The following is a 15,716-nucleotide window of genomic DNA, read 5'->3' as shown; positions in this document are numbered from 1 at the left end:
GGGCGGCTCCTTCCAGAATCGGTCCCGTAAGGTAGGGGCGGGCCTCGCCGGGTTCAACGCGCCAGCCGAGCCAGCGCCTCCTCCATCATCGCATGGGGCACCGCCATGAGGGTGGGTCCGTCGGTCCAGACGAGGGCGGCCTCCACCTCGCGGCCGGGATAAAGCTCGGTCAGCACCGCCCAGTAGACCGCCATCTGCGCCACATAGGCGCGGTCCGCGTCCTCGATTCGGACAGGCGGGGGGCGATTGGTCTTGAAGTCCAGCACCAGGACGCGATCCGGCCTCACCACCAGGCGGTCGACCCGTCCGCTGATCGACAGGCCGGCGTGGAGCCGCGCGGCCGCCCCGGCCAGCTGAACCTCCGCGCGCGAGCCGGGGCCGAAGACGGCGGCGAAGGCGGTGTCATCCAGCACCTTGAAGGCGGCGGCGACGATCTCCTCGCGCTGGGCCTGGCTCAGGTCCGGCTCGCGCGCCAAAAGGCGCGCCGCGGCCTCCGCGCGATGGGCCGGCTCCAGCTCCGGCAGTATCTCCAGCAGCCGGTGAATCAGCGACCCGCGGCGGTACCGGCCCAGGCCGCCCAACCGCTCGAGCGGCGAGGCCGCCGGCGCCGCAGCCTCCATCCCCTCCAGGCGCGAGGGCGAGAGGAAACGCCGCGCGGCTTCCTCAGGCGCGAGCGTCCTCAGCCACACCGGTTCCGCAGTCACGGGGATGTTTTCCCGGGCGCCTTCGGTGGGCGCGGCCTGCGGATCGGGCCCGAACCTCAGGGCCGTATGTCCGCCCGCCTGAACCTCGTGCACGTCCGCGCCCAACGCCTCGAAGGCGGCGCTCACATGGGCGTACCAGCCCTTGATCTCCTTCGCTTTGGCGCCGATACGGCCACACACGATCAGCCGGTCCCTCGCCCGCGTCATGGCCACGTAGAGCAGGCGCGCGTCCTCTTCGGCCCGCTTCCGCTCGCGCAGGGTCCGCCCGGCGAGCGAGGCGTCGCACGCCTCGTCCTTTGTCGCGCACCAGAGAAAGCCGCCCACCCGGCCGGTCTCGGGCTCTACATCCAGCTCCACCAGGGGCGTGTCGCGGGGCGGCTGGGTGGCGACGGTCTCGGGCAGGATCACCACGGGGGCCTCCAGGCCCTTGGCGGCGTGCACGGTCATCACCCGCACCGCCTGCCCCGCCTCCAGTTCGCGCTTGATGGAGATGTCCAGGCGCGCGAACACCGCCAGCAGCGTCTCCAGGTCCGTGGCCCCCTTGGCCTCCGCGGCGATCACCTGGGCCATCAGTTCGTCGAGCACGTCCAGGGCCTCGGAGCCCATGCGCGTGCCCATGGCCGCCCTCACCGAGCCGCCGCCCCAGGCGGGGGACCGCAACAGGTCGGCGAAAAAGTCGAAGGGCGGCGCGGTGCGGGCCAGCTCCCTGCGCCGCCTCAGGTCGTCCGCCGCGAAGCGCCACTGGGGACGCTCGTCCGCGCGGGCCTGCAGCGTATCCCACAATGTCTTCTTGCGCCCGTACGCCAGGGCGTAGAGCTGATCGTCGTCAAAGCCGTAGACAGGCGACTTCAGGACCGCGGCCAGCACCAGCTCGTCCCAGGGCGACAGGCAGGCGCGCGCCAGGGCCGCCATGTCCTGCAGGGCCAGGTGTTCCGACAGGGCCAGCCGGTCGGCCCCGGCCACTGGCACGCCGGCCCGGCGCAGCTCGCGGATGATTTCCTCGAACAGCACGGCGCGCCGCCGCACCAGGATCAGCACGTCGCCCGGCGTGGCGGGACGCAGGGATCTGTCCCGGTCGTGAACCGCGTCCTCCCGCAGCAGACGCGACACCTCGGCGGCGATGGCCTGGGCCAGGCGCCTGGCCCCCGACCCATCCCCTTCAAAATCGACCGGGTCCCAGGCGTCGCGGTCGGGTTTCGGCGGATCGCGGAAAGGCTCCAGCGGCCACAGCTCGACGCAGCCGCCGGGATCGCGCTCGGCGATGTGGCGCACGACATTGGCCGTCTCGGGCGGCGCGCCGGTGGACAGGTCCGGCAGGCTCAGCACCTCGTCCACCAGGCGAAGCACCTCGGGCGCCGAGCGGAACGAGGTGGTCAACTCCAGCTGGGCCGCTCGCAGGCCCGCCTCCGGCCCCATGGCCTCGATGCGTTTGATCCAGGCGCGCGTCTTCTGCTGCATCAGCTCCGGCGCGGCGCCCTGGAAGGAATAGATGGACTGCTTGTCGTCGCCCACCACGAACAGGCTGCGCTTGAGGGCGGCGGGACGCTCGTCCTCGTCGCGCACGCTACGCCCGGCGAAAAACTCCCCGACCAGTCCCTCGACGACCTCCCACTGGTCAGGGGCCGTGTCCTGGGCCTCGTCGAGCAGGATGTGATCGATGCCGCCGTCCAGCTTGTAGAGCACCCAGGCGGCGCTCTCCGCCTCGCTGAGCAGCTTGCGCGCCCGCTCCACCAGATCGGCGAAGTCCAGCACGCCCCGGCTGGTCTTCTCGAGGCCGTAGGCGTGGATGTAGGCCTGGGCCAGGGCCAGCACCCGGCTGGTGTCCTCGGCAATGCGGGCCGCGCGGACCCGCTCCCGCGCCGTCTCCAGTCGGGCCTGTTCGGCCAGCAGGAACTGCTGCTCGGCGGTGTGGGTCTGAAAGACCTTGGCCTTGACGACCCAGGCGACCGGGTTCCCCCGTCCTCCGGCGGTGAAGAGCAGCCCGGTCAGGGCCTCGAACCGGGGATCGGGCTCCCTGAACATGGCCTCCAGGGCGGCGGCGCAGTCCTGCTGGGTCGGCGCGCCCTTCTTGAGGGCTGCGATAGCGGCGGCGTAACCGTCGCGGTCCAGCTCGGCCATGGCGGCGTAGGCCAGGGCCTCCGGATCGACGGGCGCTTCAAAGCCGCACAGCCGCCAGGTGTGGGCGATCGCTCCGGCCAGCCCGCCCTGCGCCTCGATATAGGCCGAGAGGGCCTCGCGGCGGTGCGCCAGGGTGTCGAGCAGGCCCTCGAAGGACTGGTGGTCCAGCGCGATGGCCATCCGGGCGTAGGCGTCGCCCACGAGCTGCGAGGCGGCGGCGGCGCGCGCCAGCATGTCCCTGGCCGCGGCCGACGCCTGGGCCGCCGAGGCGTCGTCCATGACCTCGAACCCGGGCGAGACCTCCGCCTCAACCGGAAATCGTCGCAGCAGCTTTTCGCAGAAGGCGTGCAGGGTCTGGATCTTCAGCCCGCCCGGCGTCTCCAGCGCCCGGGCGAACAGGGTGCGCGCGTGGGACAGGAACGCCTTGTCGAGATCCGCCTCGCCGCCCAGAAGGCCGCCCAACTCCTTGGCCAGCGCCTTGTCATCCATGACGGCCCAGCCGCCCAGCCGCTCGAACAGGCGGGACTGCATCTCGGCGGCGGCGGCGCGCGTATAGGTGACGCACAGGATCTTGTCCGGCTCGGCCTCGGCCAGCAACAGGCGCGCCACCCGGTCGATCAGGGTCTTGGTCTTGCCCGATCCGGCGTTGGCCGCCACGAAGGTGATCAGGCGTGGATCGGCCGCCTCGCGCTGGGTCTCGGCGGCGTTCATTCGGCGCCTCCGCCCTCGGCCTCGGCTTCGCCAGCCGACCATTCGCGCACGCGGGCCAGGTGATCGTAGTCGCCGCCGTCGCGCACATGCTCGGGCGCCAGCCGCGACACGTAGGCCGTTTCAGGGTTGAGATAGACGCTCATCAGCTTGATGAAGCCGTCCAGCGCCGCCGCGCCGGCCTCATCCGAGGGAGTGACCACGCCCCGGCTTTCGGTGGCCAGCTTCACTTCGCCCGGCGGATTGCGGCCCGTCACGCGCACATAGGCCAGGTCGCCCGCCGTGCGGTGCGCCAGCCCCTCGAAGCCGCCCGCCTCGACGATGGCGGCGGTCAGGGTCAGTTGGGGCGCGAAGCCCGCCGCCACCTGCTTGGCCGAGGGCGGCGAGCCGGTCTTGAAGTCGAGGACGTGCACGCGCCCGTCCTGCGCCGCCTCCAGCCGGTCGGCCTTGGCGCTGAGCGTGAAGGCCTCGCCCGAGACACTGACCGGCATGGTCCCCTTGCGTTCAACCAGCACCCGGGCCCCTTCGGCGCGGCGCTCCATCTCGAACCCGGCGGCCCATCGGGCCGTCTCGGCCGCCAGCGCCTGCTCGCGCGCGAGGGCGGCGGCGCCCAGGCCGCCATCGCGCAGGGCCTGCATGTAGAGAGTTTCGAAGGCGGCGGGATCGGGCGCCTCGCCCCGGTTGAGGCTCTCGGCGAAGTCCTCGAAGGCCTTGTGTACGGCCGTGCCGCGCAGGCGCGCATCCACCGCCTCGTCCGGGCGCGGCTTCTGGCGCAGGCCCAGGATCTTGCCCGCCCAGACGGCGTAGGGGTCGCGCGTCAGGGTCTCGACCTGGGTCACGAACCAGTCTCTCGGCCGATGCTCGACCGGCGGACGGGGCGCGGGGCGCGAGCACGGCGTCCACGGCCCCGGCGCGTCCAGCACCTCCGTCCAGGCCGCCAGCTCAGGCCGTACCGGCAGTTCGACCCCGACCCCCCTGGCCAGCATGCGCAGGCGCCAAAGCCAGCGCGACAGCTGAGCCGGCTGGCCGCCCCGCCGCTCCGAATGGACCAGGATCACCTCCGGCGCGCAGGCGGCCTGGACAAAGTCATGCGCCGTCAAGCCAACGCGCCGCTCGGGCGAGGGCAGGCCCAGACGCTCGCGCATGGGACGCGACAGGAAGGGGTCGATCGGCGGATGCGCCGGCCAGACGCCCTCCTCCAGCCCGCACAGGATCATGCGGTCGGCCCGGTAGAGCCGCGCCTCGACCGCGCCCAGGATGCGTACGCGGGGGTGATTGCCGCCGTGCCGCAGGCTCTCCTGGCCGGTCAGGCGGGGGATCAGCCGGGCGAAGTCCCGCACGGAGACCGGCGGCAGGGCCGCCCCCTGATCCATCAGTTCGGCCAGCAGGGTGGCCAGCGCCTCGCCGTCGGCGCCGCCCCACACCTCGAGCCCAGCCAAAGCCTCCAGGGCCTGGGCCAACCCGCGCGCCGCCTCGTCCGCCGCGGCCAGGCCGTTCGCGAAGGGCGCGCGCGACGCCGCGATCTTCGCCTGAAGCTCGTCCAGCAGGTCCCGCGCCGTGGGATAGGCCGTCAGCCGCCGCGCCAGATCGTCCGGCGTGCGCGCCCGGGGGCCACGCAGAGCCTTCTCCTCGAGCAGGTCCAGGGCCTCGGCCCCGTCCAGCCGCGCCAGCGGGTGTTTCAACAGGGCGAGCAGGGCGACGGGGTCGGCCGGATCGGCTGCAGCCTCCACCATCAACCGCGCGAGGGTTCCAGTCGCCGAAAGGGACAGGGGCCGCCCCGCGGACACGTCCGGCCCGACACCCCACCGCTCGAGTTTCAGGGCGATGCGGCGCGCCAGGGCCTGGTCGGGCGTGACGACGGCGCAGGTCCGCTCGGGCGTCTTCAGCGCCTCGCGCACCAGAAGGGCGCAGGTCTCCGCCGCCTTCTCGTCGTCGGGCGCGGCGTGAACCGTCAGACCCTGAAGCCCCCGCGCCACCGGATCGCGGCCGGTACGGGCGAACTCCTTCAGCTCGGTCACCCAGTCCGCCGTGGCGCGCGCCGGGCGCAGGGCCTCGTTGATCAGGCGATCTCGCGCCTCGCCCGCCGGATCGGGGCGCGAACCCGGCCACACCTTCACTTGGCCGCGCGTCAGGCCGAAGCGGGCCAGCAGGCGCTTCAGCGCCCCTTGCGGATGCTGCACGTCCACCTCGGCCCAGGCCGGATCCGACAGGCTCTGGTCCAGCCCCGGCAGGACCACGCAGCCCATCGGCGCCTCGGCGGCCGCCCGCATCACTCGGGCCGTGGCGGGCGCCGTGCCGGTTGATCCGGCGATGACCAGCGGTGTTTGCGGCGGGCGCGCCTCCCAGCTCTCGGCCAGCCGGTTCAGCAGCAGCACCCGACGCGCGGCGGGATCGATCAGGCCCAACGCCTTCAGCCGCCCCGGCCAGGCGTTCAGCGCCGCCTCCAGAAACGCTCGCGCCCGGCGCCAATGCTCGGCCAGGTCGGCGGCCACGAGGCCCTCCAGCCGCCCTTGCAGTTCGACCTCCTCCAGCAGGGCGCTATCGATCAGGCCGCCCAGGGCCTCGGCCATGTCGAGGGCGGCGGCCGCGTCCAGTTCGCGCTTCAGCAGGTGGGCGTGTTCGGCGCACAGCCGCGCCAGTTCGAACCGCCGTCGCAAGGGGCTGAGGGCGGCCGGCAGGTCCAACGCCAGATCGCTGGGCTCGAAGGGCGGCTCTCCCTCCTCCAGATCGCCCAACGGCCGGATCTGAGGCAGCACGGCCGCCCTGGGCCCCTCGCCGCGCAGCCAGGCCTCGGCCAGGTCGCGCCCGGCCCGCCGCGTGGGCGTAAGGATGACCGCCTGCGCCGCCGCCTCGGGCGATTCGCCGCCCAACGCAGGGCGCAGCGCCCGCGCCAGATCCTCGAAAAAAGGGCGGTGCGCCGGAATGGTGAACCAGCGCGGCCCGGCTTCTGCGAAGGGGCTCTGCGTCACGCTCGCCCCTTGAGGCGCGCCTCGGCTTCGTCCCGCGCCTGGGGATCGCCGACGTGCATCCAGTCCCCGTCCAGCACCGCGCCGAACAGCCGCCCCTCGGCCGCCAGCCGTCGCCAGACGGGCGACAGGGAGAACGGCCCCTCGGGACCGTCGTCCACCACCTGGGGCTTGGTGATGTGCACGCCCATATAGGCGTAGGGGGCCTCCGCGGCCTCGCCCCGGAAGGTCAAGCGTCCGTCCTCGCCCAGGAAGACGTCGCCCGCCCCCTCGAAACCGATGGAGCTCTCGCGCCGCGCCAGCAGTAGGGCGGCGTCCATGAGATCCGGGTCCCACATGCGGATCAGATCACCAAGGGCGTCGCCGCGGTCGATCCAGACGGAATCGATGTTGGCCACGAACACCGGCTCATCGCCCAGCAGGGGGCGCGCCTTCTTCAGGCCGCCGCCGGTTTCCAGCAGCTCATCACGCTCGTCCGAGATCAGGATGCGGGGCCGTTCGCGGCCCGTCAGATGCGTCTCCAGCCGGTCGGCGAACCAGTGAACGTTGACCACCGCTTCCTCGACGCCGGCCTCCGCCAGCCGGTCCAGCACGTGATCGATCAGGGCTCGGCCGTCCACCTCCACCAGGGCCTTGGGACGATCATCCGTCAGCGGCCGCATGCGGGTGCCCAGCCCCGCCGCCAGCACCATGGCGCGCGTCGGCCCCGTCACTGGAAGATCTCCGGCGCGTGACGCTGGAACCAGGCCTTCAGTCCCGCCATCTCGGGACGCTCAAGATTGCGCCGCAGATGCCCCGCCACGCGCGGCATGAAGGCCTGGTATCGCGGCTTGCCGTCGCGCACGATCAGGCGGGCGAAGACCCCCAGAATGCGCGCCTCGTTCAGCGCCGCCAGACCCGCATAGTCCGCCAGGAAGGCCTCACGGTCGATCTCAGGCCGCCGCTCCAGATAACGATCGATTGCCCAGGCCTCTAGCTCGGGCGAGACATCGCGCCGCGCGTCCTGCAACAGCGAATGCAGGTCCCAGCCGGGATGGGCCCGCACCGCGTCCTGGAAGTCGATCAGGCCGACGCGGGCCAGGCCCTGGCGCTCGTCCAGCCACATTAGGTTCTCGGCATGATAGTCGCGGTGGGCGATGACCGAGGCGCCTGCGGCGCCGCGCGCGATCCAGGGGCTCCACAGGGCGTCCCATTCGGCCAGGGCTTCCGCGGGGTAGGCCTCGCCCGCCAGCTGGGGCGTCCACTGCACGAACAGGTCGGCGCCGCCCTTCAGGGCCAGGTCGTCGTAGTCCAGGATGGGCCACGCGCCGCCCGACGGTATCGCCATGGCCTCAGGCGCGCCCGCCTCATGCAGACGCGCCAGCACATCGACGGCGGCTCCGTAGAGGGCCTGTTCCTCCGCTCGCCCCTCGGCCAGCAGCTCGGCGAAGGGGCGGTGTCCGAAATCCTCCAGCACCGCCAGGCCGGCGGCCGCATCCATGGCCACGATCTCCGGCGCCGAGAGCCCCAGTCCACGCAGCCAGTCCGCCACCGCGGTGAAGGCCTCGATCCGTCCGGCCGACAATCTGGCCACGGCGTTCCAGCCCGAGGCCGCGCGCCGGGCCGCATCCCAGTCAGGTCGGCAGGGCTCGCTCTCGTGCGACGGCGGCTGATCCATCAGCATCAGGGTGCGCCCCCCCGCCAGGGTCAGCCGCTCATACCTGCGCGTTGAGGCGTCGCCGGGCAGCGGCGTGCGCTGGGCCGCGCCCAGCCCTGCCTCCGCCAGGAAGGCGGCCTTGACGGCCTCGCGCTCGGCCTCAGATGAACTCACGCAACCGCTCCGACCATGACCCGCCCGCCGAAAGGATCGCCGCGCGCCCCGTCTGTTCCGGTCGCAGCTCTATATCGAGTCGAGCGCCCCCAGGTATCCAGCCGCCCAGGCGTTCAGGCCACTCGATCAGGACGGCGCCCTCTTCCAGGGCCTCCTCGATCCCCAGCTCGCGCGCCTCCTCCGGGTTCTCCAGCCGATAGAGGTCGAAATGGGCGACCGGCGCGCGGCCCTCATAGGTCTGCACCAGGGTGAAGGTGGGCGAGGGCACGTCCTCGTCAGGCGTCGTCAGGGCGCGGATGAGGCCGCGCGCCAGGGTCGACTTGCCGGCGCCCAGGCCGCCCCTGAGCAACAGCACGTCGCCCCTCTGGATCAGGTCCGCCAGCCGCGCGCCCAGCGCCAGGGTCGCCGCCTCGTCGGCCAGGAACAGTCTCATACGAAGGGCAGGTCTGGCTGGAAGGGAAGCACACGCTCGACATAGGCCTTCAGGCCCCGGATGGCCAAGCCGGCGTCAGGGTCCAGACGCGTCGGCGCGATCAGCGGCCCCACCGTGAGCGTGAAACGCTTGCCGCGCTTGTTGAGCAGTTCGTGGAACAGGGTCACGTCGCGCAGCTCGGGCGAGATGCGGTCAAAGGCGTGGAACAGCCGCGAATAGGGTCCGGCCACATGGATGGGACAGACCGGCGCCTCGTACTTGCGCGCCAGCGACGCCGCCGTGGGGGCCCAGGGCGGGTCGATCAGATTGCCCTTGCGGTCCATCCGGGCCAACCGCCCTGCGGCGAAGATCACCACCGCCCGCTCAGCCAGAAAGGCGGCCTTGGCGGCCTCCAGGGTGGCGCGGGTCTTTTCGCGGGTGCGCTTGGTCTCGACCCACTCGACGGGGATCACGGTCTCGGCCAGACGCGGAGACACTCTCAGGGCGTCGGCGTTGGCGAAGTAGATGGCGTCCTCGCGCACGCTGCGCACCGCGTCGTAGACGGCGACGCCGTCGGCAATGCCGGTCGGATGGTTGCAGACGATGACGCAGCGGCCTTTCCGGGGAATGCGCTCCTCGAACAGAACCTTCACGTCCAGCCGCAGCAGGCCCGACACGTGGGCGATGGCCTGGTCGCCCGACAGCCCCTGGATGGCGTCGGCCATGCGCCGCGCGCTCTGATAGTCCAGCAGCCGATACAGCACCGGCCGCAGCACGGGCCAGAAGGGCGAAGCCGTCAGGCGCGGCGCCCGCTCGGCGATCAGCACGTCGACGATGTGGGGATCAGGGGCGGGCGTCATCCGGCGCGATGATGATGAGCTAGCCCGCCGCCTGCAAGCGGATCAGAGGGGGCGCCGCGCCGCCACTGGCGCAGATCATCCGCCTAAGGGATAATGCACCGCACAATGGATGACCCGGAGGAGCCTCGCGTGGCCGCAGCCGCAGATCAGTCCGCATCCGGCGACAAGCCGGTGGTCATCAAGAAGTACGCCAACCGGCGCCTCTACAACACCGCCACCAGCGCCTACGTCACCCTCGATCACCTGGCCGAGATGGTGCGCCAGGGGCAGGACTTCGTGGTCTATGACGCCAAGACGGGCGAGGACATCACCCGCTCGGTCCTGACCCAGATCATCTTCGAGGAAGAGAGCCGGGGGCAGAGCCTTCTGCCCATCCAGTTCCTGCGTCAGCTGATCGGCTTCTACGGCGATCAGGTCCAGGCCGTCCTGCCCAGCTATCTGGAGCTGTCGCTGGAGAACTTCGCCCGCCAGCAGGACGCCATCCGCGCCCAGATGACCAAGGCCATGGGGACCAATCCGGCCGCCGCCGCCTTCGAGGAGCAGATGCGCCAGAACACGGCCATGTTCCAGCAGGCCATGAAGATGTTCTCGCCCTTCGCCTACCGGCCCGCCGAGGCGCCGGGACAGGCCCAGGACCAGGCTCCCGCCGAACCCGCCCAGGACGTCGGCAGAGGCGCCGCCGGGGGCGATCCGGCCCTGGATGAGATGCGCCGCGAGCTGGAGGCCCTGCGCGCCCGGCTGGACGGCCTGGCCGGCGGCAAGAAATGACCGAGGACCGGCGCGGCCAGGACCGGCGTTCGGGCGACCGCCGCGCTTCGGGCCGCCGCCAGAGCGACGCCATCCCGTCAGTGCGGGCGCTTGTGCCCACCGGGCCGCTTCCGCCTGGGCAGGAAACGCCGGGCGCCCTCGCGTCTGGACCCGCCCCTGCGTCCGCCAAGCCGCAGGCCGACGCCGCCTTCGCCGCCCAGGTGCTGGCCGACGACGGCAACCGCCGCCGGGGCCTGAAGGGCGGGCCCGAGGTGCTGGACAAGGCCCGGTCGACCTATCTGAACGCTGAATACTCCGGCCCGGCCGACCGGCGTCCGGCCAAGGGCAAGGCGCTCAAGTCCGAAATCTAGGACGGCCAGCCCGCAATCGGTCCAGTGGGACGCGCCCCGCTGGGCTCAGTTTTCGGGCCGCTAACAGGTGGCCCGATCCTTGCTGACCCACGATCCTGAAATCGCTTTCAGGACGCCCCGCCGATGCAAGCCGCCCTTTCCGCCCTCGCCCGTGTCGTCGACGTGACCGTGGTGGCCCTGATCTTCCTCGCGTTCGGCTAGGCCCCGAACTCGAAGTCCTTGCGGGCGGCGATGATGGTGACGATGAAGCCCGCCAGCACGTCCAGCAGGACCATCACCGTGACCAGGAAGAAGGTCGAGGTGGCGAAGCCCGGCAAAAGCAGGAACTCCACCAGGCAGATGATGAACAGGATCATCGACAGGGCGTGATTGATGATCGCCACCTTCTGGGTGTTGGTGGACTTGAGCAGCTCGAAGAACAGCAGGATCAGCGAGACCAGGATGATCAGGTCGCCGGATCCGACGTTCCAGTTCACGCCCGAGGCCATGGGCACCGAGAACAGCGGCTCGCGCAGGCCCTGATCGGGCGTCGTCGCCATGGAACTGGTCGCCGCCGAGCCCAGGGCCACCAGATTGTAGACCACCACCGGGATCACCAGCAGCGGGAACGCCATCCACATGGATCCGCCCGCGGACCCCCGAACCACCGTGCTCATCGTTCCGCTCTCCTCACCCTGGCGCTGCTTGGACGCCATGACGCCCATGGCTACGATTCCGTGACCTGCCCGGGATTCCTTGCTCTCGTGTTCAGCCACATGACCCCCAGAAGGTCTGACAGGGACGCCTTCAGACGGCCCAGGTTGGTGTATTTCGACCGGCCCTGCTCCCGATGTCTATGGCCTACGTCGATGAAGCGATTTTCAAAGCCCTCGCGCCGCATCAAGGCCGGCAGGTAGCGATGGATGTGATCGAAGTAGGGCAGGCGCAGGAAGGCCTCCCTGCGAAAGGCCTTCAGGCCGCAGCCGGTATCGTCGCAGTCGTCCTTCAGCAGGTTCTTGCGGATGCGGTTGGCCCAGCGCGAGGCCCAGCGCTTGGCCTCGGTGTCCTGCCGACTGGCGCGGATGCCGCCCACCAGCGCCACCTCGGGCGGGGCGTCGCGCAGCGCTTCGAACAGGCGGGGGGCGTCCGCCGGGGGATTCTGGCCGTCCCCGTCCAGGGTGACCACGATGGGAGCCCGCGCCGCGATCACGCCGGTGCGCACGGCCCGGCTCTGTCCGGCGTTCCGTCCGTGTTTCAGCACCCGCAGCCGCGGCAGTTCGGCCTTGGCGGCCTCCAGCTCGGCCAGGGTCGAGTCTCGGCTGAGGTCGTCGACGAAGATCATCTCGTAGTCGCGGCCCTGGAAGGCGGCGGCGATCTCGCGCGCCAGGTTGGCGGCGTTGCCGGCCTCGTCGTGAACGGGCACGACGATGGACACCTCCGGCGTGGAGGACGGGGCGGCTTCGGTCTTCTTTCGCGGCGCGCGGGTCATTCCGCCCTCTTAACCGCATTTGCGCCGGAGCGGGAGCGCACCCTTTTGGCCCGTGCTAAGGAGGCCGCATGACGGGGACGAATCCAGGCTTCGACATCGACGAGTGGATCCGGGGCTGGCGCGGACCGCTGCTGGCGGCGCTGATCGCCGTTCTGGCCGGCCTGCCCAGCCTGGCGCTGCTGCCGCCGCTGGACCGCGACGAGTCGCGCTTTGCTCAGGCCACGACCCAGATGCTGCACACCGGCGATCTGGTCGACATCCGCTTCCAGGACCAGCCGCGCCACAAGAAGCCCGTGGGCATCCACTGGATGCAGGCCGCGGCCGTGTCCCTGACCACGGGGCCCGAGGCGGGCGCTATCTGGGCCTATCGCCTGCCCTCGCTTCTGGGGGCCGCCCTGGCCGCCTTCGCCGCCGCCTGGGGCGCCGCCGCCCTGATCGGCCGGCGCGAGGGCTTCGCCGCCGGGGTCATACTGGGCGTCACCTTCCTGCTGTCGTCCGAGGCCGGGATCGCCAAGACCGACGCGGTGCTGTGCGGCCTGGTCACCCTGGCCATGGCTGCGCTCGCCAGGATGTATGTGGATCAAGCCGGCGGCCGCGATCCGGCCCGACGTCACAAGCTGATCTTCTGGGCGGCGGTGGCGGTGGCCGTCCTGGTCAAGGGCCCGGTGGGGCCGCTGGTCCCGGCCCTGGCCTTGCTGGCGCTGGGCCTGTGGGACCGCCGCTGGGGCTGGATGCGGCACATCGGCTGGGGCTGGGGCGCTCTCTTGCTCATCGCCATCGTCGGACCCTGGGCGGTGGCCGTCACGGTGGCCACGGACGGGGCCTTCTGGGGCACGGCCATCGGCGGAGACCTGGCGCCCAAGCTGGTTGGCGGGCACGAGCGGCACTGGGGGCCGCCCGGCCAGCACCTGCTGCTCCTGCCGCTGCTGTTCTTTCCGGCGGGGCTGTTGCTGCCCGCCGCCCTCACGGGCGCCTGGCGCGACCGGACCGAGCCGGTGGTGCGCTTCGCCCTGTGCTGGCTGATCCCCACCTGGATCATGTTCGAGGCCGCGCCGACGAAACTGTGGCACTACACCCTGCCCGCCTTCGGCGCGCTGGCCTGGCTGGCGGCCAGGGCGTTGTTCCGTCCCATCTCGAAGCGGCTGCTCATCGCCGGGCTGATCATCGGCGGCTTCGGGGCGCTGCTGGTCTCGGCCATCGCGGTCTACGGCCTGTCCGAAATCGGGGGAGAGGGCGCCGAAGCGCCGGCGGCCATGATGATCGTCTTCGCCGTGGCCGCCCTTGTGCTCCCTGCCCTGTTCCTGATGCGCCAGATGCCCTGGCAGGCGTTGGCGACCGCCGCCGTCGCCGGGATCATCGCCCACGCGGGGCTGGCCGCCACCGCGCGCAGCCTGGCTCCGCTGTGGGTCTCGCCGCGCCTGGCCGAGGCCGTCGCGGCCCTGCCGTCCGCGCCCACCGGTCCGCTGGCCATCGCCGGCTATTCGGAGCCCAGCGCGGTCTTCCTCCTGGGAACCGCCACCGCCTTCACCGACGGCGCCGGCGCGGCCCAGGCCCTGGCCGAGCGCCGCCCGGTGGCCGTGGAACGCGCCTTTGAGCCGGCCTTCCGGGCCGAGGCGCGGCGACTGGGCCTCAGCCCCCGGCCCGCCGCGCGTATCGAAGGCGTCAACTACTCCAAGGGCGATCCGGTCGACCTGACCCTATATACGCCCCAGCCCCAGTAGCCCCGAGCTCGCCAAGCCATGCCGCGTCCAATTCAGATCGTCGAGGTCGGTCCCCGCGACGGCCTCCAGAACGAAAAGGTCGTTCTCTCTCCCGAGGATCGGGCTGAGTTCATCCAGCGGCTGGAAAAAGCGGGCGTGACCCGCATCGAGGCGGTGTCCTTCGTCCATCCCGGCCGCGTGCCCCAGATGGCCGGCGCCGAAGAGGTCATGGCCGCCCTCCCGGCTGATCCCAGCCGCTCGCGCATTGGGCTGGTGCTCAATCTCAAGGGCTGGGATCGGGCCATGGAGTCGGGCGTCGATGAGGTGAACGTCGCCCTCTCCGCCACCGACGGCTTCGGGCTCAAGAACCAGGGCATGGGGGTCTCTGACCAGCTGGCCATGCTGGCCGAGATCGTCAGCCGCGCCTCCAACATGACGGGCGCGGGCACCGGCCCCAGGCTCAGCGTCACCTTCTCCACCGTCTGGGGCTGCCCCTTTGACGGCGAGGTCTCCACGGATCAGGTGGTGTCGGTGGTGTCCGAGGCCGCGCGTCTTGGCCTGAAAGAGATCGCCCTGGCCGACACCATCGGGGTGGGCGATCCCTGGTCTGTGCGCCGCAAGGTGGAGGCCGCCCGCGCCGCCGCGCCTGACGCGACCCTGCGGGTCCATTTCCACGACACCCGCAACACCGCTCTGGCCAACGCCTATGCCGCCATCGAGGCGGGCGTGGACGTGCTTGACGCCTCCTGCGGCGGGATCGGCGGCTGCCCCTTCGCGCCGGGCGCCACGGGCAATGTGGCGACCGAGGACCTAGTCTACATGCTGGAGCGCGGCGGCTTCCAGACGGGCGTCGACCTCAACGCCATGATCGAGACCGCGCTGTGGATCGGCGACAGGCTGGGCCGGCCTACCCCTTCGGCCCTGTCGCGGGCGGGGCCGTTTCGTCCGCGGGCCTGAGCCGCCGCACCGGGCCGCCGGTCAGACTGCGCAGCACCGGACGCGAGACCGCCGCCAGGACGATCAGGGGTCCCAGCGCCCACGCCAGAAGCATGCGCAGGGGGTTGTCGGCGCGCTTGCGGAAATAACGCGCCAGGCCCCGTCCCTTGTGCCATTCGACCAGCATCGGCTCCACATGGCTTGTGTGGCCCACATGGATGACCCGCGCATTGGGCTGAAACAGCACCTGGCCGCCCATCTGGCGCGCGCGCCAGCACAGGTCGATGTCCTCCACGTGCAGGAAGAAGCGGCCGTCAAAGCCGTTCAGCCGTTCGAAATCCCGCCGAGACACGCAGAAGCAGGCGCCCGAGATCGTCGGCACAGGGGCGGCCCGCTCCGGCGCGGGCTCGAACTCCCGGTGGATTTCGAACCGGCGCAGCGGCCCGCGCTCGGACAGGTGGGTGAAGCTGAGCAGGGTGGTGACCGGGGTCACCTCCCCCCGCCGCGCCCCGCGCTGTTCGGTGCCGTCGGGGTTGAGCACCCGCGCCCCGGCGACGGCGGGCGAGGGCGCCGAGGCGGCGGCCGTGATCAGCGCGTCGATGCAGCCCTCCTGCAGGAAGGCGTCGGGGTTCAGGAACACCAGCCAGCGCCCCGCCGCCTGCGAGGCGCCGAGGTTGGCCCCGCGCGCGAAACCGATGTTGCCGTGGCCGTGCAACAGGCGGATGCGCGGTTCGCGTTCGGCGATGGCCCGCAGACGCGCGGCGTCCTCCTCGGTGGAGCCGTTGTCGACGATGACGAAGTCGTCCACACGGTGCTCGTTGAGGACGTGATCGATGCTGGTGAACAGGTCCGGTCCGGTCCGATAGACGACCATGACGACTGACACGTCCACCGCCGGCGACGCGATGCGCGCGGG

13 protein-coding genes are annotated in these 15,716 nt (G+C 71.5%); 4 read left to right on the top strand and 9 right to left on the bottom strand.

The features are described 5' to 3' along the window. Positions 1–53: 53 nt before the first annotated feature. The 6 genes from addA to Q0812_RS00235 are packed head-to-tail and all read right to left on the bottom strand — an operon-like array spanning position 54 to position 9,578. Positions 54–3,533, bottom strand: a complete 3,480-nt coding sequence (gene addA, locus Q0812_RS00260) for a double-strand break repair helicase AddA (protein ID WP_302108291.1) — start codon at positions 3,531–3,533, stop codon at positions 54–56. Next, positions 3,530–6,499: a double-strand break repair protein AddB gene (gene addB / locus Q0812_RS00255; protein WP_302108290.1), complete on the bottom strand. Its 2,970-nt coding sequence runs from the start codon at positions 6,497–6,499 to the stop codon at positions 3,530–3,532. The genes addA and addB overlap by 4 nt, the downstream gene beginning before the upstream one ends. Beyond that, positions 6,496–7,188, bottom strand: a complete 693-nt coding sequence (gene murU / locus Q0812_RS00250) for an N-acetylmuramate alpha-1-phosphate uridylyltransferase MurU (RefSeq protein WP_302109178.1) — start codon at positions 7,186–7,188, stop codon at positions 6,496–6,498. The genes addB and murU overlap by 4 nt, the downstream gene beginning before the upstream one ends. Positions 7,189–7,205: 17 nt before the next feature. After that, positions 7,206–8,306, bottom strand: a complete 1,101-nt coding sequence (gene amgK / locus Q0812_RS00245) for an N-acetylmuramate/N-acetylglucosamine kinase AmgK (protein WP_302108289.1) — start codon at positions 8,304–8,306, stop codon at positions 7,206–7,208. Continuing rightward, positions 8,293–8,739 (bottom strand): tRNA (adenosine(37)-N6)-threonylcarbamoyltransferase complex ATPase subunit type 1 TsaE, encoded by a 447-nt coding sequence (tsaE, locus tag Q0812_RS00240; RefSeq protein ID WP_302108288.1) that lies wholly within the window; start codon positions 8,737–8,739, stop codon positions 8,293–8,295. The genes amgK and tsaE overlap by 14 nt, the downstream gene beginning before the upstream one ends. Continuing rightward, positions 8,736–9,578, bottom strand: a complete 843-nt coding sequence (locus tag Q0812_RS00235) for a 1-acyl-sn-glycerol-3-phosphate acyltransferase (protein ID WP_302108287.1) — start codon at positions 9,576–9,578, stop codon at positions 8,736–8,738. The genes tsaE and Q0812_RS00235 overlap by 4 nt, the downstream gene beginning before the upstream one ends. Positions 9,579–9,683: 105 nt before the next feature. On the opposite strand from Q0812_RS00235, the gene phaR reads away from it, so the two are divergent. Together phaR and Q0812_RS00225 are read left to right on the top strand one after the other, a co-directional pair. Further along, positions 9,684–10,346 (top strand): polyhydroxyalkanoate synthesis repressor PhaR, encoded by a 663-nt coding sequence (phaR, locus tag Q0812_RS00230; RefSeq protein ID WP_302108286.1) that lies wholly within the window; start codon positions 9,684–9,686, stop codon positions 10,344–10,346. After that, entirely contained in the window at positions 10,343–10,696 is a 354-nt protein-coding gene (locus tag Q0812_RS00225) for a hypothetical protein (RefSeq protein ID WP_302108285.1), read from the top strand. Before phaR ends, Q0812_RS00225 begins: the two co-directional genes overlap by 4 nt. Positions 10,697–10,893: 197 nt before the next feature. On the opposite strand, the gene Q0812_RS00220 is transcribed toward Q0812_RS00225, so the two are convergent. Next, positions 10,894–11,316, bottom strand: coding sequence for a hypothetical protein (locus Q0812_RS00220; protein ID WP_302109177.1), 423 nt, complete (start codon positions 11,314–11,316; stop codon positions 10,894–10,896). Positions 11,317–11,402: 86 nt separating this feature from the next. Next, positions 11,403–12,164, bottom strand: a complete 762-nt coding sequence (locus Q0812_RS00215) for a glycosyltransferase family 2 protein (protein WP_302108284.1) — start codon at positions 12,162–12,164, stop codon at positions 11,403–11,405. A gap of 68 nt (positions 12,165–12,232) precedes the next feature. Between Q0812_RS00215 and Q0812_RS00210 the strand changes: the two genes are divergently transcribed. After that, positions 12,233–13,885 carry a glycosyltransferase family 39 protein gene (locus tag Q0812_RS00210; protein WP_302108283.1) on the top strand — a complete coding sequence of 551 codons (1,653 nt, stop codon included), beginning with the start codon at positions 12,233–12,235 and terminating at the stop codon, positions 13,883–13,885. Positions 13,886–13,903: 18 nt separating this feature from the next. Beyond that, on the top strand, positions 13,904–14,821 hold the full coding sequence (locus Q0812_RS00205; RefSeq protein WP_302108282.1) for a hydroxymethylglutaryl-CoA lyase: 918 nt from the start codon (positions 13,904–13,906) through the stop codon (positions 14,819–14,821). Here the strand turns inward: Q0812_RS00205 and Q0812_RS00200 are convergent. After that, a complete protein-coding gene (locus Q0812_RS00200) occupies positions 14,772–15,674 on the bottom strand; it encodes a glycosyltransferase family 2 protein (RefSeq protein WP_425281546.1) in 903 nt (300 codons plus the stop codon). The two genes, Q0812_RS00205 and Q0812_RS00200, sit on opposite strands and share 50 nt — an antisense overlap. Between the last annotated feature and the right edge of the window lie 42 nt (positions 15,675–15,716).

The sequence above is a fragment of the Peiella sedimenti genome, from assembly GCF_030504955.1.
Classification (GTDB): domain Bacteria; phylum Pseudomonadota; class Alphaproteobacteria; order Caulobacterales; family Caulobacteraceae; genus Brevundimonas; species Brevundimonas sedimenti.
The sequence above is the reverse complement of the archived record's forward strand: the minus strand, read 5'-3'. Positions and strand labels throughout refer to the sequence as shown.

Excerpts from the sequence above, each read along its gene's own strand:
- addA (WP_302108291.1), bottom strand. The coding sequence starts at position 3,533 with ATGAACGCCGCCGAGACCCAGCGCGAGGCGGCCGATCCACGCCTGATC.
- murU (WP_302109178.1), bottom strand. The coding sequence starts at position 7,188 with ATGGTGCTGGCGGCGGGGCTGGGCACCCGCATGCGGCCGCTGACGGAT.
- tsaE (WP_302108288.1), bottom strand. The coding sequence starts at position 8,739 with ATGAGACTGTTCCTGGCCGACGAGGCGGCGACCCTGGCGCTGGGCGCG.
- Q0812_RS00235 (WP_302108287.1), bottom strand. The coding sequence starts at position 9,578 with ATGACGCCCGCCCCTGATCCCCACATCGTCGACGTGCTGATCGCCGAG.
- phaR (WP_302108286.1), top strand. The coding sequence starts at position 9,684 with ATGGATGACCCGGAGGAGCCTCGCGTGGCCGCAGCCGCAGATCAGTCC.
- Q0812_RS00225 (WP_302108285.1), top strand. The coding sequence starts at position 10,343 with ATGACCGAGGACCGGCGCGGCCAGGACCGGCGTTCGGGCGACCGCCGC.
- Q0812_RS00220 (WP_302109177.1), bottom strand. The coding sequence starts at position 11,316 with ATGTGGATGGCGTTCCCGCTGCTGGTGATCCCGGTGGTGGTCTACAAT.
- Q0812_RS00215 (WP_302108284.1), bottom strand. The coding sequence starts at position 12,164 with ATGACCCGCGCGCCGCGAAAGAAGACCGAAGCCGCCCCGTCCTCCACG.
- Q0812_RS00210 (WP_302108283.1), top strand. The coding sequence starts at position 12,233 with ATGACGGGGACGAATCCAGGCTTCGACATCGACGAGTGGATCCGGGGC.
- Q0812_RS00205 (WP_302108282.1), top strand. The coding sequence starts at position 13,904 with ATGCCGCGTCCAATTCAGATCGTCGAGGTCGGTCCCCGCGACGGCCTC.
- Q0812_RS00200 (WP_425281546.1), bottom strand. The coding sequence starts at position 15,674 with ATGGTCGTCTATCGGACCGGACCGGACCTGTTCACCAGCATCGATCAC.